This is a genomic window from Pseudomonas sp. E1BtOHC1 (assembly GCF_058744285.1).
The window spans coordinates 5484269-5504740 of the sequence record NZ_CP196023.1 but is presented as its reverse complement, the minus strand read 5'-3'; the positions used below and the strand labels follow the sequence as shown (position 1 = coordinate 5504740).

Here is a 20472-nt window from a genome sequence, read left to right as displayed (position 1 = left end):
TCTTGGTTTCAAGCTTACTTCCATCTGTTTACGGCCGTACGGCCGCCGTAGAGGCGAAATCATGAAGACAACCATCGAATTGCCTCTCCTGCCATTGCGTGATGTTGTGGTTTATCCGCACATGGTTATCCCGCTGTTTGTGGGGCGCGAGAAGTCTATCGAAGCCCTTGAGGCAGCGATGACGGGCGACAAGCAGATTCTCTTGCTGGCACAGAGAAACCCTGCTGATGACGATCCCGGTGAAGATGCACTCTATCGCGTAGGTACCATTGCGACTGTCTTGCAGTTGCTCAAGCTGCCTGACGGCACCGTCAAGGTGTTGGTTGAAGGTGAACAGCGCGGTGCTGTAGAGCGCTTCAGCGAAGTTGATGGCCATTGCCGCGCAGAAGTCTCCCTGATTGATGAAGTGGATGCTCCTGATCGTGAGTCGGAAGTGTTCGTTCGTAGCTTGCTGTCCCAGTTCGAACAATATGTGCAACTGGGCAAGAAAGTTCCTGCCGAGGTGTTGTCCTCCCTCAACAGCATCGACGAGCCAAGCCGCCTGGTGGATACCATGGCCGCGCATATGGCGTTGAAGATCGAGCAGAAGCAGGAAATCCTCGAGATCATCGATTTGTCTGCTCGGGTCGAGCATGTCCTGGCATTGCTGGATGCCGAGATCGATCTGCTGCAGGTGGAAAAACGCATTCGTGGCCGCGTCAAAAAGCAAATGGAACGCAGCCAGCGCGAGTACTACCTGAATGAGCAGATGAAGGCCATTCAGAAAGAGCTGGGCGATGGTGACGAAGGTCACAATGAAATCGAAGAGCTGAAGAAGCGCATCGATGCCGCCGGCTTGCCAAAAGACGCCATGACCAAGGCTCAGGCCGAGCTCAACAAGCTCAAGCAGATGTCGCCGATGTCTGCCGAGGCGACTGTGGTTCGCTCCTATATCGATTGGCTGGTTCAGGTGCCTTGGAAGGCCCAGAGCAAGGTGCGTCTCGACCTGGCCCGCGCCGAAGATATTCTCGATGCCGACCACTATGGTCTGGAAGAGGTCAAAGAGCGGATTCTCGAATACCTCGCCGTACAAAAGCGCGTTAAGAAGATTCGTGGTCCGGTGTTGTGCCTCGTTGGTCCTCCTGGGGTGGGTAAGACCTCCCTTGCAGAGTCGATCGCCAACGCGACCAACCGTAAGTTTGTGCGTATGGCTCTGGGTGGCGTACGTGATGAAGCGGAAATCCGTGGGCATCGTCGGACTTACATCGGTTCGATGCCAGGAAGATTGATTCAAAAGATGACAAAGGTTGGCGTTCGCAACCCACTGTTCCTGCTCGATGAAATCGACAAGATGGGCAGTGATATGCGCGGTGATCCGGCGTCGGCGTTGCTGGAGGTCCTGGACCCTGAGCAGAACCACAACTTCAACGATCACTATCTGGAAGTCGATTACGACCTCTCTGATGTGATGTTCCTTTGCACCTCCAACTCGATGAATATTCCTCCAGCGTTGCTGGACCGGATGGAGGTGATTCGTCTGCCGGGCTACACCGAGGACGAGAAGATCAACATCGCGGTCAAGTACCTGTCGCCCAAGCAGATTCAGGCCAACGGGCTGAAGAAAGGCGAGCTGGAATTCGACCCTGATGCGATTCGCGACATCATCCGCTACTACACCCGCGAAGCCGGTGTACGGGGCCTGGAGCGTCAGATTGCAAAGGTTTGCCGCAAGGCGGTGAAAGAGCATGCGATGGAAAAGCGCTTCTCGGTGAAGGTCACTTCCGACCTGCTGGAGCACTTCCTGGGTGTGCGTAAATTCCGCTACGGTCTGGCTGAGCAGCAGGATCAGATCGGTCAGGTGACCGGTCTGGCCTGGACTCAGGTAGGTGGTGAGTTGCTGACGATCGAAGCCGCTGTGGTTCCAGGCAAGGGCCAGTTGATCAAGACCGGTTCCCTCGGAGATGTCATGGTCGAGTCGATCACTGCGGCGCTGACCGTGGTCCGCAGTCGTGCCAAGAGCTTGGGCATCCCCCTGGACTTCCACGAGAAGCGCGACACCCACATCCACATGCCTGAAGGGGCCACCCCTAAAGACGGTCCTAGCGCGGGCATAGGCATGTGCACGGCGTTGGTTTCAGCGCTGACCGGCATTCCGGTGCGGGCTGATGTGGCGATGACGGGGGAAATCACCTTGCGTGGTCAGGTATTGGCCATCGGCGGGCTGAAAGAGAAATTACTCGCAGCTCATCGGGGTGGAATCAAGACGGTGATCATTCCTGAAGAGAATGTTCGCGATTTGAAAGAAATTCCTGACAATATCAAGCAGGATCTGCAGATTAAACCAGTTAAATGGATTGACGAAGTCCTGCAAATTGCGCTGCAATACGCGCCGGAGCCCTTGCCGGATGTGGCTCCCGAGATAGTTGCAAAGGACGAAAAACGCGAGTCTGACTCTAAGGAAAGAATTAGCACGCATTAGTACGCATTAGCCTGGGGGGCTTCCTTGACAGCTTTTTAGAGCCCTTGTTATAAAGCGGCTCTTAAGTGTCTGTAGGCCATTCAGCACTCGTTTTTGCTTTCACCAAAAAACTTAGAATCATACTCATAGATATATAAGGGGACTTAGAGTGAACAAGTCGGAACTGATTGATGCTATCGCTGCATCTGCTGATCTCCCGAAAGCTGCTGCTGGCCGTGCGCTGGACGCAGTAATCGAATCCGTTACTGGCGCTCTGAAGGCCGGTGACTCTGTTGTTCTGGTTGGTTTCGGTACTTTCTCCGTAACTGATCGTCCAGCTCGTATCGGTCGTAACCCACAGACCGGTAAGACTCTGGAAATCGCTGCCGCTAAAAAGCCAGGTTTCAAAGCCGGTAAAGCACTGAAAGAAGCCGTAAACTAAGTTTCTTCAGGGTCTTTGCCCATCCGGGTCGGGGTCATGCCTGATCTGGCAGCGGGGCGCCAGTAGGCCGGTGCATCACCGGCCAACGCCGAGGGTCGCAGGTTCAGCTCTCGTCCGCTCCGCCAGTTACGAGAAGGCGCATCCTCGGATGCGCCTTTCTTCTATCCGGACTCTACCCACGCTCCACGGTTGCTTAAATTGAAGTACAGCCGTTTCTGGGGGACGCATGCTGCAGAATATCAGGGACAATTCACAAGGCTGGATTGCCAAAACCATCATCGGGGTCATCGTCGCACTGCTGGCGTTGACCGGTTTCGATGCCATTTTCAAGGCCACTACCCATAACCAGGACGCGGCCAAGGTCAACGGCGAGGAAATCACTCAGAACGAGTTGAGCCAGGCCGTCGACATGCAACGTCGTCAACTGATGCAACAGTTGGGCAAAGACTTCGATGCCTCCCTGCTGGATGAGAAGATGCTGCGCGAAGCCGCTCTGAAAGGGCTGATCGACCGCAAGCTGTTGCTGCAAGGTGCACAGGATTCCAAGTTTGCCTTCTCCGAAGGCGCGCTGGACCAGGTGATCCTGCAGACGCCGGAGTTCCAGGTTGAAGGCAAATTCAGCCCTGAGCGTTTCGATCAAGTGATTCGTCAGCTGGGCTACACCCGTCTGCAATTCCGTCAGATGCTGGCTCAGGAAATGCTGATCGGCCAAGTGCGTGCCGGTCTGGCGGGCAGTGGTTTCGTCACCGACGCTCAGGTACTGGCATTCGCCCGTCTGGAAAAACAGACCCGTGATTTCGCTTCGCTGAGCATCAAGGCCGATCCGGCAGCGGTCAAACTGACCGATGACGAGGTCAAGGCCTACTACGATCAGCACGCCAAGGAGTTCATGACTCCCGACCAAGTGGTGATTGATTACATCGAGCTGAAGAAGGCCGCCTTCTTTGATCAGGTCAGTGTCAAGGACGAGGACCTGCAAGCGCTGTATCAGAAAGAAATTGCCAACCTGTCCGAGCAGCGTCGTGCCGCGCACATCCTGATCGAAGTCAACGATAAGGTGAACGAGGCTCAGGCCAAGGCCAAGATCGAAGAGATCCAGGCCCGTCTGGCCAAGGGCGAAAGCTTCGAGGCACTGGCCAAGGAGTTCTCCCAGGATCCAGGCTCGGCCAATAACGGTGGTGACTTGGGCTATGCCGGTCCAGGTGTTTATGACCCAACCTTCGAGAAGGCGCTGTATGCGCTGAACAAGGATCAGGTCTCGGCACCGGTGCGTACTGACTTCGGATACCACCTGATCAAACTGTTGGGTATCGAAGCTCCGGAAGTACCGAGCTTTGCCAGTCTCAAGGACAAGCTGACCCGCGACCTGAAAACTCAGCAGGTCGAGCAGCGTTTTGTCGAGGCGACCAAGCAGTTGGAGGACTCGTCGTTCGAGGCCTCCGATCTGGCACAACCGGCTCAGGACCTGAAGCTGACTGTTCACACCTCCGCGCCATTTGGTCGTGAGGGTGGCGACGGCATCGCCGCCAACCGTGCAGTGGTGCAAGCCGCGTTCAGCACTGAAGTCCTCGACGAGGGTGCCAACAGCACCGCCATTGAACTGGACCCGGAAACTGTCGTGGTGCTGCGTGCCAAAGAGCACCGCAAGCCTGAGCAGCTGCCGCTGGAAAGCGTCGCCAGCGCCATTCGCACGCAATTGGCCAAGGAGCACGCCAGTGCTGCAGCCAAGACCAAGGCTGAAGAGTTGATTGCCAGCCTGCGTGATGGCAAGACCGCGCTGAACAAGCCGGTTGATGGCCAGAACTGGAAAGTCGCACAAGCTGTGACCCGTGGTCAGGACGGTATCGACCCGGCTGTTCTGCAGGCGTTGTTCCGCATGAACAAGCCGGAGTCCAAGGACAAGCCGACCTTCACCAGCGTGACCCTGCCTAACGGCAATCTGCTGGTGCTGCAGCTCAATGGCGTCAATGAAGCCGCTGCGCCGACCGAGGAAGAGAAGGCTCAATACCGTCGCTTCCTGGCCTCGCGTGTAGGGCAGCAAGACTTTGCCGCCTACCGCAAGCAGTTGGAGAACCAGGCGGACATCAAGCGTTACTAATGCCTGAACCGCAGTGTTGAAAAGACCCCGGCCGAAACGCCGGGGTCTTTTTTTTGCATTGCTGGTTGCATCGGCCCCTGGCCAGGGGGCGTCGGCAGCCTGGTGCGCAGGGCCTCAGTAGCTGGAAGGGAAACCCTGGCGCCTGGCACAGGACGCCACCAGCAAGGTCATCAGCAACAAGACCCCAACGACCCAGGGGAAGGTGGCCACGCCCGGTCCCTGCAGTAGCAGGGCGCCGGCCAGGCCACCTCCGGCGATGGCCAGGTTCCACAGAGTGACCAGCATCGATTGCGCCGTGTCGGCATGATCGCCGGCAGTCTTGGCCAGCGCGGTCTGTAGCAGGGTGGCCATGCCACCGAAAGACAATCCCCAGATCGCTGTCGCGGCGTAGGTTGCCACCGGCCACTGGCTGAGGAACCCCAACAGCAGCGCTGCCGCCATGAACAGCAGGCAGCTGAGCAGCACCAGTCGACGCAACCAGCGGTCAATCAGCAGACCGACGATCCAGATACTCAGCAGCGCTGCTAGGCCGAACACCAGCAAGATTTGTTCGATCTGTCCGGCAAGTCCTAGGGTCTGGAGAAAGGGGGCGATGTAGGTGTAGAGAATGTTGTGCCCCAGCACATAGGCAAAGGTCACGAACAGCACTGGCTTGATCCCTGGCAGGGCCAGGACTCGACGTGGCGACAAGCGTTTCTGCGCACGCAGACCGGGGAAGTCGGGCACCTGCGCAAGCACCCAGCCTATCAGGCCCAGGGTCAGCAGCGTCATGACCGCAAAGCTCATGCGCCAGCCCACCAGATTGCCCAGCCAGGTTCCGGCGGGCATTCCCACTGACAGAGCCACCGGCGCGCCGAGCATGGCCAGCGTGATTGCCCGGCCCTGCAAGTGGGGCGCCACCATGCGGCTGGCATATCCGGCCAGCAAGGCCCAGAGCAGGCCGGCAAAGACTCCGGCGAAGAAGCGTGCCACCAGGATCAGGTTGTAGTCACTGGAGAGGGCAGTAACGCTATTGACCACGGCAAAGCCGGCAATGGCGAGCAACAGTAAGGGGCGCCGCCGCCAACCCTGGGTGAGGATGATCAGCGGAATGGCGGCCAGTAGCGATCCCAGGGCATAGAAGGTCACTAGCTGGCCAATCAGTGCGGGGGAGACGCCAAGGTTGGCACTCATTTGTGGGAGTAGGCCGGCCGGCAGAGTCTCGGTCATCAGGGTAATGAAACCGGCACTGGCGAGAGCCAGCAGGCCGCCGACAGGCAGGCGTTCGCGGGTCTCGACGGGCGCTTGTAACAGTTCGCAGGTATTGGCGGAGTTGCTCATGGTCGGGCACCGTTGCGCAGGGGCAGAAATGAAGCTCACAGGGTAGGGCTCTGCGCATGGCGGAAAAATAGGCTAAGGTTCCGAACTTATCGGACATAGAAGTCCTTAATTGCAGGAGGACAGAATGGACTGGCTGGGCAGTATTCCGGTGTTCATGCAGGTGGCCGAGACGCGTAGCTTTACCGAAGCAGGGCGTCTATTGGGAGTGTCTTCCTCAGCCGTGGGCAAGAGCATCGCGCGGCTGGAGGAGCGTCTGGAGACACGCCTGTTCCACCGCACCACCCGCAGTATCAGCCTGACCGCGGAGGGGGCCGGGCTCCTCGAACGCTGCCGCCGGATAGCCACCGAAGCGGAGGCCGCAGAGTTTCAGCTGTGCGATTCCTCCAGTGCGCCCGTAGGCAAGTTGCGAATCAGTGCTCCCCAAGTTCACGGACTGTTGATGCCGGTGCTGGCGGAGTTCATGCAGCGCTATCCGCAGATCGAGCTGGACGTCGACCTTTCCGATCGCATGGTGGATGTGGTGGAGGAGGGGTTTGATCTGGTGGTGCGCACGGGCAATCCCAAGGACTCCCGGCTCCTGGCCCGACAATTGGGGCGCTTTCGCATGGTGCTGGTGGGCAGTCCCGAATATTTCCAGCAGCGGGGCTTGCCGCAATCTCCCCAGGAACTGCGCGAGCACGCCTGCCTGCGGCACACCTTTCACCACACCGGAAAACTTGAGCCGTGGCCGTTCAGGCCCCAGGCCCACGTGCCTGAACCGCTGCTGCCGACCCGTTTGACCAGCAGCTCCATCGAGGCCGTGGAACACGCCGCCCGCAGCGGCCTGGGTATCGCCTGTCTACCGGATTTCATGGTGCAGGCGGCGGTCCGCCGGGGAGCGTTGCAGACCGTGCTCGACGAGTACCTGGAACACAACGGCACGTTCTGGGTGCTGTGGCCATCGAGCCGGCACGCGGCGGCGAAGCTGCGGGTGTTGATCGAGCACTTGAGCGAGCGACTTTTTCCGGCAAACAGCGGTCAGTAAACTTGTGTGAAATTTAAGACACCAATTACCTGCGCGGTGCGGCGTTGATCTGTTGCACAATATGCGCCGGAGCGTTTTCCTCAGGATTTTCGATGTTTAGATCATTTCATCTGCGTGCCGCAGCCGCGGCGTTGCTGTTGTCTGCTGTTGCCGGCTGTTCGTCGCACAAGACCGCCATCTACGAGCATGAAAGCTTCGATGATTCCGGCACTTTTTCGCGCAATTACCCGGTAAGTGATGCCGCTTCCTGTGAGGCCGCACGGCGGGCTCTGCTGAGCCAGGGCTACATCATCACCAGCAACGACCCGAAGCTGGTCAGTGGCCACAAGAGCTTCCAGCAGACCGGTGAGACCCATCTGGAGATCAGCTTCAATGTGGTCTGTGCCCAGGACGGCAGCGGCGACCAGCGTTCGACGGTGTTTGCCAACGCCTTGCAGGACCGTTATGCACTGAAGAAGGTGAACAACTCGGCCAGCCTTGGCGTGGGTGTGCTGGGTTCGGTGTCGATGCCGATCGGTTCCACCGACGATTCCATGGTCAAGGTGGCCAGTGAGACGGTGTCGTCCGCCAAGTTCTATGAACGCTACTTTGCGCTGGTCGAGCTGTTTTTGCCCCAGGAAGTGAAGAAGGCCGCACATATAGAAGAGAAGCCCAAGGCTGATCTGGGCGTTCCCGAAAACAAGCCCGAGGCGCAACCCACTCCCGAATCCAAGCCACAGAGCGCTGTGATCGAGCCGAGTGCGGCGGCCGCGCCGCTGGTGCCCGCCAGCGAGCCTGAGCCGACGCTCTCCCAGCCATTGGCTCCACCGGCGGAGGCCGCGCCGATTGTGCCGGCTGCCAGCAGTGAGCTGGCGCCTGCCAATCAAGCCGTCACTCCACCCCCCGCCAGCAGTCTGCCGCCGCCGACCGAGCCGATTCCCGCTCTGCCGGGCAGCGGGCACTGATCGGTTCGAGGGCGCTCGGGTCGACTCTTTAAAGTCGGCCCGACATTTACGTCGCGCTAGCCTCGACTGCAATCGTTGCCGTTGTATGGGTATCCACCGTTTAAATTTCTCACGGGCTGTTACGTTTTAACGACATAAATCTTGACCGGGGGGGTAGTATTTTTTCTGTCATCCCGGCACTTTATGCTGGTCCCGATAGTCATTAGGCACAGGGTTATTCAATCAACGGAAAAGGAGTCCGCCATGGACGAATACCAAGAGGAACTGCTGGAGTATCAAGCTTTTGAGCTCGATCCCCTGGAACCAGCAGAAGACGCCACCGAGCTGTAACGCCAGTGGCGTTTTTTTTAGCCGAATTGTCGGTGGCTACGCCGGAATTCCCCCGGGGTCTGCCCGTTCCAACGCTTGAAAGCCCGCTGAAATGCCTCGGCTGAGGCAAAGCCCAACAGATAGGCAATCTCGCCGAATGCCAGTTCGGTATCGCGGATATAGGTCATGGCCAGGTCGCGGCGAGTGTCGTTGAGAATCGCCCGAAACTGCGTCCCTTCTTCCGCCAGCTTGCGCCGCAGGGTCCAGGTCGGCAGCTTCAGGCGCATCGCCACTTCTTCCAGGTCCGGCTCTCGGCCACCGTTGAGCAGGGGGCCCAGCAACTGAATGATGCGTTCGCGCAGGCTGCGGGTCCGGGTCAGTTGTTCCAGTTCTCTTTCACATAACTGCAGCAGATGCCGCCAGGTGCTTGGGCAATGCTCCGGGTTGCGTAGGGCCAGGTTGGCCTGGCTCAAGCGCAGCTGGTTCTGTTCAGCGCCGAACTGTATGGGCGTTGGGCCGAGCAGGGCATAGGCGTCGTGATAGTCCGGGCGCTCGAACTCGATGTCGATCTGCTCGGCATGAATGGCCTGGCCGCAAAGGCTCGACAGCTGTTGAAGCCAGCCAGACATGATCGAGTCCACTACGAAGCGGTTGTAGGCGTTGTAGGGACTGATGGAGTAAAAGCGCAACCAGGCACCGTTGGCGTCCTCGTGAAAGCTCGACTGGCCGCGATAGTTGGAGCCGTACAAGGCCTCGAAACGGGTCAGGCAGCGAGCTGCTTCGCGCACGGTGGGGGCTTGCGCGGCAGTCACCCCGGCGAGGCCCGCCTGGCTCAGGCGACTCAGACGGCCCATGCGCAGGCCCAGTGCCGGATCACCGGTCAACTGGATCGCCCCGTGGCCCAGGCGCATGTAGCGGGGGATCGACAATCGTGCCCCGGCTTCCCCCAGTCGGGCGGCATCCAGTGCGTATTGTTCCAGCAACGGTGCCGGATCCAGCCCATAGCTGCGCACTGCGTCCGCCAGGCTGTGGACGAACCCCACCGACAGGTCTCCCAGGCGCATCGTCGGCGTCTTCATCGACTACAACCAGATGTTCAGCAAGCGAGCACCCCGGGTGCCCTCGTCGGCAAAGGTCTGGCCATTGCTGTTGATGAAGCTCTGGCCGCTGCTGCGTTGATCCCAGAACTGACCCCGCAGGAACACGCTGACCCCGGCACTGGCCTGGCTGCTGGGGGGGCGGGCCGTGAGGGTCAGGCGATGCCAGGCCTCGCCTTCGCTGGCTTCGTCGGGCTTGAGGCTGACTTCACTGGGTGTGGCGATGCTCTTGTAGCCGCGCCAGGGTTTGTCCCAGCCGTCGCGGCCCATGACAAAGGCCGGAACGGCCACCAATTGAGTGCTCTGCTCATTGAGCTTGCGATAGTTCTCCGGGTACCAGCTGTCGCTGCCAATCAGTACGCCGAGCCGTCCGGCGGGGGTATCGATCACCTGTAGCGCTTTATCGGTATCGCCCTTTAGGTAGCCGCTTTCGGCATAGGTCGGGTAGATCTGCCGCTGGGGCTGGCCCATGGGCAGGCCATCGCTGCCGAACACCAGGCTGCTGTTGTACAGGGCGCCGCTACCGATCTGCAGGTTGCCCTGGCTGACACTGGGCTCCGGCAGAATGATGGTGCCGGCCACCAGGGTCACCTGGAACTCCTTGGCCAGGCCGCCGAACAGCCACTGATAGTCCCTGGCCATTTTCTTCGCCTTCATGCGCAAGTAGGCATCGTCCAGGCGGCTTTCGCCCCTGGCGCTGATCAACGCCTTGAGAAACGGCAGGGGGTTGCTCACGGCCAGCCAGTTCATCGCTTCTTTCAAGGAAGTGGCCTGGTACAGCTCGTTCTTTTCACCACTGACCATCAGCCAGGTGCCGATATGTTCCGGCAACACGACGATGGTCTTGGCGTTGACCAGGCCTTTGTCAGTGGCTTGCTGCAAGTAGGCCGCCAGTTTGCGATGCAGGCGTTCGATGTTCTGGTAGTCGGTAGGAAACAGTTCGGGCTGGATCGCCAACAGGTTGCCATGATCGGCTGGGACGCCTTGATCCACCGCAAGCTGGATGCGCAGGTCCGACAGGTAGTGCGCCCCTGGACGGTCGCGGGTCCAGATTGCGTAGCGGGTGGTGGCTGCAAGCAGGGCCAGGGCGAGGGTGATGTAGAGAAGTTTGCGCATGGGAAAACAGTCAGGGGCCGTGTGCAGGATTCGTCGACTAGGGTAGGGCCCGGGCCGACGCTTGCCAAGGGGCGCTGTGCGTTTGGATCAATAAGTTGTCAGTTACGGTCATTGAGCGCCGGGTACTGTGCTCTTAGTCTGTGGAGCACTACCGATGGAAGACGCAGAGCTTCCACATTTTCCGTGATTGCCCGATCTGGAGTGACACCATGGCTGCCGCACCTTACCCGCACTTGCTGGCCCCCCTCGACCTGGGGTTCACCACCCTGCGCAACCGCACCCTGATGGGGTCTATGCACACCGGTCTGGAAGAGAAGCCCGGCGGTTTCGAGCGCATGGCGGCGTATTTTGCCGAGCGTGCCCGTGGCGGTGTGGGCTTGATGGTCACCGGCGGCATTGGCCCCAACGATGAGGGCGGGGTGTATTCCGGCGCCGCCAAGCTGACCACCGAGGATGAGGCCCTCAAGCACCAGATCGTCACCCGTGCGGTGCACGAGGCGGGCGGCAAGATCTGCATGCAGATTCTCCACGCAGGGCGTTATGCCTATAGCCCCAAGCAGGTCGCCCCCAGCGCTATCCAGGCACCGATCAACCCGTTCAAGCCCAAGGAGCTGGACGAGGAGGGCATCGAGAAGCAGATCCGCGACTTTGTCACCTGCTCGACCCTGGCTCAGAAAGCCGAGTACGACGGCGTCGAAATCATGGGCTCGGAAGGTTATTTCATTAACCAGTTCCTGGCGGCCCACACCAACCACCGCACCGACCGCTGGGGCGGCAGCTACGAAAACCGCATGCGCCTGCCAGTGGAAATCGTTCGCCGGGTGCGTGAGGCGGTAGGTCCGAACTTCATCATCATCTTCCGCCTGTCGATGCTTGACCTGGTGGAAGGCGGCAGCACCTGGGAAGAAATCGTGCAACTGGCCCAGGCCATCGAACAGGCCGGCGCCACTATCATCAATACCGGCATCGGCTGGCACGAAGCGCGGATTCCCACCATCGCCACCAAGGTGCCTCGCGCCGCATTCAGCAAAGTCACGGCCAAGCTGCGGGGTTCGGTGAGCATTCCGCTGATCACGACCAACCGCATCAACACCCCGGAAATCGCCGAGCAGATTCTTGCCGAGGGTGATGCCGACATGGTTTCCATGGCTCGGCCGTTCCTCGCCGATCCGGACTTCGTCAATAAAGCCGCTGCCGGCCGCGCCGACGAGATCAACACCTGCATCGGCTGTAACCAGGCGTGCCTGGACCACACCTTTGGCGGCAAACTCACCAGCTGCCTGGTCAACCCCCGTGCCTGCCACGAGACCGAGCTCAACTACCTGCCGGTCACGCAGATCAAGAAGATTGCCGTAGTGGGAGCCGGCCCGGCGGGCCTGTCCGCTGCCACCGTGGCCGCCGAACGTGGCCATCAGGTGACCCTGTTCGACTCCGCCAGCGAGATCGGCGGCCAGTTCAACATCGCCAAGCGGGTGCCGGGCAAGGAAGAGTTCTTCGAGACCCTGCGTTACTTCAAGCGCAAGCTGCAGACCAGCCATGTCGAGCTGTGCCTGAACACTCGGGTGGATGTGCAGCAACTGGTGGCCGGCGGTTTTGACGAAATCATCCTGGCCACCGGTATCGCCCCGCGCTTGCCGGCGATTCCCGGGGTGGAGAATTCCAAGGTCCTGAGTTACCTGGACGTGCTGCTGGAGCGCAAGCCGGTGGGCAAGAGCGTGGCGGTGATCGGCGCTGGCGGCATTGGCTTCGACGTCTCCGAGTTCCTGGTGCACCAGGGCGTGGCTACCAGCCAGGACCGTGAAGCGTTCTGGAAGGAGTGGGGCATCGACACCCAGCTCGAAGCCCGTGGCGGCGTGGCGGGAATCAAAGCTGAACCCCATGCACCGGCCCGTCAGGTGTTCCTGTTGCAACGCAAGAAAACCAAGGTCGGCGACGGTCTGGGCAAGACCACCGGCTGGATTCACCGCACTGGGTTGAAGAACAAGCAGGTTCAGATGCTCAACAGCGTCGAATACCTGAAGATCGACGACGCCGGCCTGCACATCCGCATCGGCGAGGCAGGGGAACCCCAGGTGCTGCCGGTGGACAATATCGTCATCTGCGCCGGTCAGGACCCGCTGCGTGAGCTGCAGGACGGCCTGCTGGCGGCGGGACAGAATGTGCACTTGATCGGCGGTGCCGACGTGGCCGCAGAGCTCGACGCCAAGCGTGCCATCAACCAGGGCTCGCGCCTGGCGGCACAGCTGTAACGGCGTCAGCGGCACACGGCGAGCAAAGAGGCGCACTGGTAGACTGCGCCTCTTTGCATTGTGAACCTGACGCCGATGTCCTTTCCCGATTCCTTTGATTGGCTGCCCCAGGCCCCGCTGCAACGGCTGGACCTGGACTGGCTGTCCCGAGCCGGGGTCGAGGTGGCGGTGCTGCGCCTGGACCTGATCGATCCGCTGATCAGCGGCAACAAGTGGTTCAAGCTGACCGAACACCTGGCAACCGCACGCCAGCGCGGCGCCGCGGGCATCATCAGCCTTGGCGGTGCCCATTCCAATCATCTGCATGCCCTGGCCGCTGCCGGTCGGCGTTTTGCCTTCCCCACGGTCGGGCTGTTGCGCGGCCATCCACAAGACACCCCGACCGTGCTCGACCTGCAGCGTTTCGGTATGCAGGTGCACTGGCTGGGTTACGCCGGTTACCGGGAGCGCCATGCCCCCGGCTTCTGGGCGCCTTGGCAAGCGCAGTACCCCGAGCTGTATCCGGTGCCCGAGGGGGGCGGTGGCCTGGCGGGGGCGTCAGGCTGCCGGCCGTTGCTACAGCAGGTGCAGCAACAATTGCCGGCCTTGGGCTGGAGCGACTATCACGCTTGGTGGCTGGCCGCCGGTACCGGCACCACCTTGGCCGGGCTGGTGCTGGCGGAGGCTGGCGCGCACCCGGTGTATGGCGCACTGGCGGTGCCCGCGGATCACGGGGTGGCGCAGCAGGTCGCGGATATTTTGCAGGAAGCCGGGCTGAACAGTGGCCGTTATGAGCTGCTGGACAGCAGTCGTGGCGGTTTTGCCAAGGTCGATGCAGGACTGCGGGAGTTCATCCAACTGAGCGAGCGACACAGCGGCTTGCCATTGGAGCCCCTGTACACCGGCAAGGCCCTGCTGGCGTTGCAGGCGCAGGTCCTGGCCGGGCGTTTTGCCGCGGGTACACGGTTGATCTTCGTGCATACCGGCGGCTTGCAGGGCCGCCGTGGATTCGCCGATCAGGCCTGACCCGGTTTGCGCCACATGCGTTGCAGGGTGTTATCGCGCATCACGTAGTGGTGATAGAGCCCGGCCAGGGCATGCAGACCGATCAGCCAGTAGCCGAAGGTACCCAGCAGTTCGTGCCAGCCCTGGAGTTGCTTGGCCAGGCTTTTGTCCTCTGCCACCAACAGCGGCAGGTCGAAACCGTAGAACATCACTTGATGGCCCTTGGCGCTGGTGGTCAGCCAACCGAGGAGCGGCATGGCGATCATGAACAGGTAGAGCGCCCAGTGCATGAGCGTCGCCAGCAGCCTTTGCCACTGAGGCGGGTTGGGCACGATCTTCGGTGCTACGCCCTGGGTGCGCGCGAACAGGCGCAGCCAGACCAGCACGAACACTGTCAGGCCGAGCATGAAGTGGGCTTCGACAATCAGGGTGCGACCGCCGCTGCCCTTGGGAAAGATGCCGCGAAATTCGATACAGGCGTAAACCACCGCCAGCAGCACCAGCGTTAACCAGTGCAGGGTGATTGTCATGGTGCTGTAGCGAGACTCAGTGTTTTTCCAGGGCATACGGGCCATCCTCGGTCATCAGGTCTGAAGCCTCCGTTCTTGAATGACGGAGTGCTGTAACTGTAATCCGCTTTCCTCGGGTTTGCCTGAGCCGCCAGGGGCTTTTATCGCCCGTGCCAGGGCCCTGGTGGGCCAATGCTCGATAAAAAAACGGCGGAGCCAGTGGCACCGCCGTTTTTCTTCGGCCAGGGGCCTGATCAATGGCTCTGGGGCATGTCTCCCCGGGCCAGGCGCTGGTTGATGTCGGCGATCACCTGGGGCAGATCGGCAATGGTGTCGATCATGTAGTGCGGGCGCGAAGCTTCGAACAGTGTGTGGATGCGCTTGCGCTCGCTGGCCAGGGTGTCGCTGGCCAGAGCACGGAAACCGTCATAGGTCAGGCCCAGGGCGTTGCCCGAGCAGATCAGGGCCACGGTCCACATGCCGGCGCGCCGGCCTTCGAGAATCCCCGGCACGGTGTCGTCGATCTTCACACAGGCGGCGACATCGTCGATGCCCAGGGCGATCACATTGGCCAGGGCCTGGGCCGGCCAGGGGCGACCGTTGGGCACCTCGTCGGTGGCCACCACATGATCGGCGACGTAACCGTTGGTGGCGGCCAAGGCCACGACCTTGTCCATCACTTGCTTGGGGTAACCGGAGCAGGAGCCGATCTTGATGCCTTGCTCGCGCAGCTTGGCAATCACTTCCAGGGCACCGGGAATCAGTGCCGAGTGTTCGGCGATTTTCTCGATCTGCAACGGCATGAAGCGCTCGTAGATGGCTGTGACATCGGCGTCGGTGGGCGTACGGCCGAAGACTTTGCGGTAGCGCTCGGCCACCTCCGGCAGGTTGCACAGGGTGCGGATGTGGTCCCACTTGCCCATGCCCATTGGGCCGCGGGCTTCTTCGATGGACACCTGGACATCGAACTCGGCAAAGGCTTCGACAAAGATCTGCGTCGGAGCGAAGGAGCCGAAGTCCACCACGGTGCCGGCCCAGTCGAGGATCGCCGCTTGCAGCTGCGTAGGGTTGTTGTAGTTCATGGTTTCAATGCCTGTGTAAGAGCGAGCTTGCTCGCAAAAAAGGGTTCGGGGGTCGTGTCGCCTGTTTCGCGAGCAAGCTCGCTCCTACAGGCAGGGTGGGGCGTCAGAGGTTCAGGACTTCCATTTCCTGCAGCACTTCGGCGATGGCGGCGACAGCGGCCTGCATGCCGCGGCGGTCGACGTGGCCGATGCAGCCCACGCGGAAGGTTTCGACTTGGGTCAGCTTGCCGGGGTAGAGGATGAAGCCCCTGGCCTTGACCCGCTCGTAGAAGTCCTTGAACTGGTAACGCGGGTCCTGCGGGGCATGAAAGGTGACGATAATCGGCGCCTGGATCGCTTCCGGCAGGAAGCTGCGCAGGCCCAATTCCCCCATGCCTTCCAGCAGTGTCCGGCAGTTGTCGGCGTAGCGCGCATGGCGTGCCGGCAGGCCGCCTTCTTCGTTGTATTGCAGCAGGGCTTCATGCAGCGCGGCGACCACGTGGGTCGGTGGGGTGAAGCGCCACTGGCCGGTCTTGGCCATGTAGCTGTGCTGATCGTGCAAGTCCATGGCCAGGGAATGGGCGTTGCCCGCAGCCTGGGCCAGGGATTGCTTGCGGGCGAAGACAAAACCCATGCCGGGCACGCCTTCCAGGCATTTGCCGGAGGCGGCGATCAGCGCCTCGAAGGGGATTTCCCGGGCATCGATGGGCAGGGCGCCGAAGGAGCTCATGGCGTCGATGATCAGGCGCTTGCCGTGACGGGCGATGACCTGGGCGATGTCCGGCAGCGGGTTGAGGATGCCGGTGCTGGTCTCGCAGTGAATCAGGGCCACGTGACTGATGCGGTGGTCGGCCTGGAGCAGGCGCTCGACATCGGCAGCGGTGGTGGGTTGGTCCTCGGCGGTTTCAAAGGTGCTGAAGTCGCGGCCGAGCACTTCGCAGATTTTCGCCAGGCGCTTGCCGTAGGCACCGTTGATCAGTACCAGGACCTTGCCGTTGCGGGGCACCAGGGTGCCGATGGCGGCTTCCACGGCGAAGGTGCCGCTGCCTTGCAGGGGGACGCAGTGGTGGCTGTCGGCGCCGTTGACGATGGCCAGCAGTTGCCGGCACAGGCTGGCCGTCAGTTGGTTGAAGCGCTCATCCCATGAACCCCAGTCCACCAGCATCGCCTGGCGGGTGCGGGCGGACGTGGTCAGGGGCCCGGGGGTAAGCAGGATTGGCTCGGCGATGCTCATGCTGTGTCCTCGAAAATGATGGGATGAAGCTACGGGGACTAAATTGCAGTTTGCCTTGTCATCAATCAAATTGTTTGTTGTTATGCCAGCCATCAGTGAGGCCGATAGCTATGAACCTGTTCCAACTCCGCGCATTCGACGCCGTGGCCCGTGAAGGCAGCTTCACCCGGGCCGCCGGGCGGCTGTTTATCAGCCAGCCGGCGGTGACCGGGCATATCAAGGCCCTGGAAGAGCATTACCAGATCACCCTGCTGCGGCGCACCGCACGCCGGGTGGAGCTGACCGAGGAAGGCATCAAGCTGGCGGCCATCACCCGGGCCATGTTCGGCCTGGCGGAAGAGGCCCAGGCCATGCTCGAGGCCAACCGGCAATTGCTGACCGGGCGTCTGGAAGTGGCGGCGGACGGCCCGCACATGGTGATGCCGATGCTGGCCCGCCTGCGGGCGAAGTATCCGGGGGTGACGGTCAATCTGCGCCTGGGCAATGCCCAGGAAACCCTGGCGGCGCTGCTGTCGGAACACGCCGACGTGGCGGTGCTGACCGAAGTCGAGCCGCGCAAGGGCCTGCACCTGCAAAGCCTGGGGGAGTCGCGGATGTGTGCCCTGGTGCCCCAGGGGCATCCCTGGCTGGAGCTGCCTGAAGGCATTGCCATCGAACAACTGGATCAGGTGATCATGGTGCTGCGCGAACCCAGTTCCATCACCCGGCGCACCTTCGATGAGGCTTGCGTGCTCGCCAGGGTCCAGCCCCGGGTGCTGCTGGAGCTGGACAGCCGCGAGGCGGTGACCGAAGCGGTGGCGGCGCAGTTGGGCGTCGGGATCGTCAGTTCGGTGGAGGTGGGGCACGACCCGCGGGTGTGCACCGTGCCGATTCGTGGCGCTGGTCTGATCAACCGGCACATGATCGGTTGCATGGAACGGCGCCGTGACCTGCGCTTGATCCAGGCGTTTTTCGCCCTGGCTCCTTGACCACCCCGTAGGAGCAGGCTTGCCAGCGAAGAGGCCCGAGAGATTGCCTTCGCCGGTAAGTCGGCTCCTACGGTAGTGGTGCCTGGAGGTTGCTTTCGCCGGCAGGCCGGCTCCTACGGGGCGGTGGGGGAGGCCTGGCTTTCGCGTACCAGCTCAAGGAAGGTCGCGACGATCCGCCGTGAACTCTGTTCGCGCAGGCACACCAGGGTTTCGGTCAGACGCCGCTGGCAGTCGACGATCGGCAGGGCGCAGACCCTGGAGTCGGCGCCGAACTCCGCCGCCGAGACCACCCCCACACCAATCCCCACCACTACCGCCTCGCGCGCCGCTTCCCGGCCCTCCACCTGAATGGTCGGGCGAATCCGCAGGCCTGCCCGATTCATTTCCTCCTCCAGGGTCTGGCGGGTCACCGAGCCGACTTCCCGCAGGACCAGAGGCGTGTCATCCAGTTCGGCCAGGCGGATGGACTGGCGATCGGCCCAGGGATGATTGCGCGAGACAAAGGCCACCATCGGGTCGTTGCGCAGGGTCAAGGACAGCAGGCGCTCGTCGTCGACCTCGCGTCCCAGCAGGGCCAGGTCGGCCTGGTAGTTGAACAGACGTAGCAGGGATTCATCGGTGTTGCCGGTCTCGATCTTCACGTTGATCCCGGGGTACAGCTCGCAGAACCGGGCGATCTGCGGCAGCACATGCACCGGGGCATCCACCGCCAGTACCAGGCTGCCGGTCTGCAAGGCCTGGGAATCCTGCAGCAGTTCCTTGGCTTCGGCCTCCACCACGAACAGGCGCTGGGTGATGGCCAGCAGGCGCTCTCCCAGATCCGTGAGGCGTACTGAGCGCTTGTTGCGGTGGAACAGGATGACGCCGAAGCGCTCTTCGAGCTTGCGCACCTGATCGGAGATCGCCGGCTGGGTGAGGAACAGGCGTTCGGCGGCCTTGGTGAAGTTGCCGTGCACGGCCACCGCATGAAAGGCCTTCAACTGTGCGTGGGAAACCGACATGGGCAGATCCTCTTACAAGCTGAACTTATATTTGAAATACGATAAATCGATTTCATTTATTAGTTGGTAATTGCTTCCATCTTTCAAGGCCGGGTGACCCGTCAGTCGACCCGGCCCTGATGCCTGTGCGTGCACCTGCAAATCCCGAAACAGGGAAAGCAACAGGACTCATCTGACCAGCAGTGCCTGCCTCAAGGGCTCTGCTGCAGTGCTCAACAATAAAAAACACAGGCGTTTGCTCCTCATTCTGCCGGCACACTCACCCTGAGGTCAGAACCACAATGAACAAGCACAACGGCACCATCAAACGTTGGCGCGTGCAGATTTTCGCCATCACCTGGATCGCCTACGCGGCGTTCTACTTCACCCGCAAAGCCTTTTCCGTCGCCAAACTGGGGATCGCCGACGATCCCGACTTCACCCTCGACAAGATGGCCATGGCCAACCTCGACGCCATCTATCTGGCGGCCTACGCCGTGGGCCAGTTCACTTGGGGGATCTTCGCCGACCGTTTCGGCCCGCGGGTGGTCGTGCTGGGCGGCCTGCTGATCTCCGCGGCCGCGGCCCTGGTCATGGGCAGCTTCGCCACCTTGCCGGTGTTCGCCACCTGCATGCTGATCCAGGGGCTGGCGCAGTCCACCGGCTGGTCCGGGCTGTGCAAGAACATGGGCAGTTTCTTTCCGGCCCGCGAGCGTGGCCGGGTCCTGGGGCTGTGGAGTTCCTGCTACGCCTTCGGCGGCCTGGTGGCTTCGCCCTTTGCCGGCTGGTGGGCCTATACGCTGATCGGCACCTGGCACGCGGCGTTCATTTCCAGCGCGGTGGTGGTGGGCTTGACCGCGGTGCTGTTCTTCATCTTCCAGCGCAACACACCGCAGGACGTGGGGCTGCCGGCTGTGGAGCCGTTGCCCCGGCAGAGCGCCGAAGAAGACGCCGCCGAGCGGGGCATGAGCGTCTGGGAGCCGCTGCGGGAGATCCTGCGCAATCGCACGGTGCTGGTCCTCGGCCTGTCGTACTTCCTGCTCAAACCGGCGCGCTACGCGATTCTGCTGTGGGGACCGGTGATCGTTTATGAGCAGATGCCGTCGGTGGGCAAGGTGGGGGCGGCGATCGTGCCCACCACCTTCGAGCTGGCCGGGCTGCTGGGGCCGATCATGATCGGCCTGGCCTCGGACAAACTGTTCGGTGCCCGGCGCATGCCGGCCTGTGTCCTCAGCCTCTTGGCGCTGACAGTGTCCCTGGCGCTGTTCATGGGGGCGCTGCACACCGGCAGCGTGCTGCTGGTGATGCTGCTGCTGTTTTTCATGGGCCTGACCTTGTACGGACCTGACTCGATGATCAGCGGCGCGGCGGCCATTGATTTCGGTTCGGCCAAGGCCGGGGCCACGGCGGCAGGATTCGTCAATGGCTGCGGCTCGGTGGGAGCGGTACTGGGGGGCTTGTTGCCGGGCTATTTCGACACGGTGACGGTGTTCATCGTGTTTGCCGGCTGCGCTCTGGTCTCGGCGCTGTTGCTGATGCCGTTCTGGAACAGCCGGCCCCATGGGGTCGAGCCGGTGCGCGGGCTCGTTCCCAATGGACCTTTGTTGATAAAGCCATTGCGTTCCTGACTGTCCGGCCTCTTCGCCGGCCAGCCGGCTCCTACGCAGTGTTGTAGGCGCTGGTTGGCCGGCAAACCCACT

The 20472-nt window shown here is 61.5% G+C and carries 16 protein-coding genes; 9 read left to right on the top strand and 7 right to left on the bottom strand.

Going from position 1 to position 20472, the window contains the following annotated elements:
• Nucleotides 1-61: 61 nt before the first annotated feature.
• The 3 genes from lon to ACSSVC_RS24890 all read left to right on the top strand — a co-directional run bounded on the left by lon (nucleotide 62) and on the right by ACSSVC_RS24890 (nucleotide 4977).
• Nucleotides 62-2458: an endopeptidase La gene (gene lon, locus ACSSVC_RS24900; RefSeq protein ID WP_102864652.1), complete on the top strand. Its 2397-nt coding sequence runs from the start codon at nucleotides 62-64 to the stop codon at nucleotides 2456-2458.
• 148 nt (nucleotides 2459-2606) lie between these two features.
• Nucleotides 2607-2879 (top strand): HU family DNA-binding protein, encoded by a 273-nt coding sequence (locus ACSSVC_RS24895; RefSeq protein ID WP_011062271.1) that lies wholly within the window; start codon nucleotides 2607-2609, stop codon nucleotides 2877-2879.
• A 226-nt stretch (nucleotides 2880-3105) separates the two neighbouring features.
• Nucleotides 3106-4977 (top strand): SurA N-terminal domain-containing protein, encoded by a 1872-nt coding sequence (locus tag ACSSVC_RS24890; RefSeq protein ID WP_346635146.1) that lies wholly within the window; start codon nucleotides 3106-3108, stop codon nucleotides 4975-4977.
• Between the two features lie 114 nt (nucleotides 4978-5091).
• On the opposite strand, the gene ACSSVC_RS24885 is transcribed toward ACSSVC_RS24890, so the two are convergent.
• Nucleotides 5092-6297 (bottom strand): MFS transporter, encoded by a 1206-nt coding sequence (locus tag ACSSVC_RS24885; RefSeq protein ID WP_492611597.1) that lies wholly within the window; start codon nucleotides 6295-6297, stop codon nucleotides 5092-5094.
• Nucleotides 6298-6421: 124 nt separating this feature from the next.
• Here ACSSVC_RS24885 and ACSSVC_RS24880 point away from each other — a divergent pair, with 124 nt between their 5' ends.
• Together ACSSVC_RS24880 and ACSSVC_RS24875 are read left to right on the top strand one after the other, a co-directional pair.
• On the top strand, nucleotides 6422-7321 hold the full coding sequence (locus tag ACSSVC_RS24880; protein ID WP_346635144.1) for a LysR family transcriptional regulator: 900 nt from the start codon (nucleotides 6422-6424) through the stop codon (nucleotides 7319-7321).
• Between the two features lie 92 nt (nucleotides 7322-7413).
• Nucleotides 7414-8265, top strand: a complete 852-nt coding sequence (locus tag ACSSVC_RS24875; RefSeq protein ID WP_346635143.1) for a DUF2242 domain-containing protein — start codon at nucleotides 7414-7416, stop codon at nucleotides 8263-8265.
• Nucleotides 8266-8612: 347 nt separating this feature from the next.
• On the opposite strand, the gene ACSSVC_RS24870 is transcribed toward ACSSVC_RS24875, so the two are convergent.
• On the bottom strand, nucleotides 8613-9653 hold the full coding sequence (locus ACSSVC_RS24870; protein ID WP_404937331.1) for an AraC family transcriptional regulator: 1041 nt from the start codon (nucleotides 9651-9653) through the stop codon (nucleotides 8613-8615).
• A 3-nt stretch (nucleotides 9654-9656) separates the two neighbouring features.
• Nucleotides 9657-10787, bottom strand: coding sequence for a nitrilase-related carbon-nitrogen hydrolase (locus ACSSVC_RS24865; RefSeq protein WP_492611596.1), 1131 nt, complete (start codon nucleotides 10785-10787; stop codon nucleotides 9657-9659).
• 209 nt (nucleotides 10788-10996) lie between these two features.
• Here ACSSVC_RS24865 and ACSSVC_RS24860 point away from each other — a divergent pair, with 209 nt between their 5' ends.
• Both ACSSVC_RS24860 and ACSSVC_RS24855 read left to right on the top strand, forming a co-directional pair.
• A complete protein-coding gene (locus tag ACSSVC_RS24860; protein ID WP_446439756.1) occupies nucleotides 10997-13036 on the top strand; it encodes an oxidoreductase in 2040 nt (679 codons plus the stop codon).
• A 75-nt stretch (nucleotides 13037-13111) separates the two neighbouring features.
• Nucleotides 13112-14041: a 1-aminocyclopropane-1-carboxylate deaminase/D-cysteine desulfhydrase gene (locus tag ACSSVC_RS24855; protein ID WP_346635139.1), complete on the top strand. Its 930-nt coding sequence runs from the start codon at nucleotides 13112-13114 to the stop codon at nucleotides 14039-14041.
• On the opposite strand, the gene ACSSVC_RS24850 is transcribed toward ACSSVC_RS24855, so the two are convergent.
• The 3 genes from ACSSVC_RS24850 to ACSSVC_RS24840 form a co-directional block, all read right to left on the bottom strand.
• The gene (locus tag ACSSVC_RS24850; RefSeq protein WP_346635138.1) at nucleotides 14032-14586 is read right to left on the bottom strand and encodes a cytochrome b; all 555 of its coding nucleotides are present in this window, start codon (nucleotides 14584-14586) and stop codon (nucleotides 14032-14034) included. The genes ACSSVC_RS24855 and ACSSVC_RS24850 overlap by 10 nt on opposite strands.
• 197 nt (nucleotides 14587-14783) lie before the next feature.
• Complete coding sequence (phnX, locus tag ACSSVC_RS24845; protein WP_492611595.1) at nucleotides 14784-15611, bottom strand: phosphonoacetaldehyde hydrolase; 828 nt, start codon at nucleotides 15609-15611, stop codon at nucleotides 14784-14786.
• Between the two features lie 103 nt (nucleotides 15612-15714).
• Nucleotides 15715-16824 (bottom strand): 2-aminoethylphosphonate--pyruvate transaminase, encoded by a 1110-nt coding sequence (locus ACSSVC_RS24840; protein WP_346635136.1) that lies wholly within the window; start codon nucleotides 16822-16824, stop codon nucleotides 15715-15717.
• A 110-nt stretch (nucleotides 16825-16934) separates the two neighbouring features.
• Here ACSSVC_RS24840 and ACSSVC_RS24835 point away from each other — a divergent pair, with 110 nt between their 5' ends.
• A complete protein-coding gene (locus ACSSVC_RS24835) occupies nucleotides 16935-17792 on the top strand; it encodes a LysR substrate-binding domain-containing protein (RefSeq protein WP_446439753.1) in 858 nt (285 codons plus the stop codon).
• A 113-nt stretch (nucleotides 17793-17905) separates the two neighbouring features.
• Here the strand turns inward: ACSSVC_RS24835 and ACSSVC_RS24830 are convergent, their stop codons facing one another.
• Nucleotides 17906-18793 carry a LysR substrate-binding domain-containing protein gene (locus ACSSVC_RS24830; protein WP_492611594.1) on the bottom strand — a complete coding sequence of 296 codons (888 nt, stop codon included), beginning with the start codon at nucleotides 18791-18793 and terminating at the stop codon, nucleotides 17906-17908.
• A gap of 182 nt (nucleotides 18794-18975) precedes the next feature.
• Here ACSSVC_RS24830 and ACSSVC_RS24825 point away from each other — a divergent pair, with 182 nt between their 5' ends.
• The gene (locus tag ACSSVC_RS24825) at nucleotides 18976-20400 is read left to right on the top strand and encodes an MFS transporter (RefSeq protein WP_492611593.1); all 1425 of its coding nucleotides are present in this window, start codon (nucleotides 18976-18978) and stop codon (nucleotides 20398-20400) included.
• The last annotated feature ends 72 nt before the right edge of the window (nucleotides 20401-20472 follow it).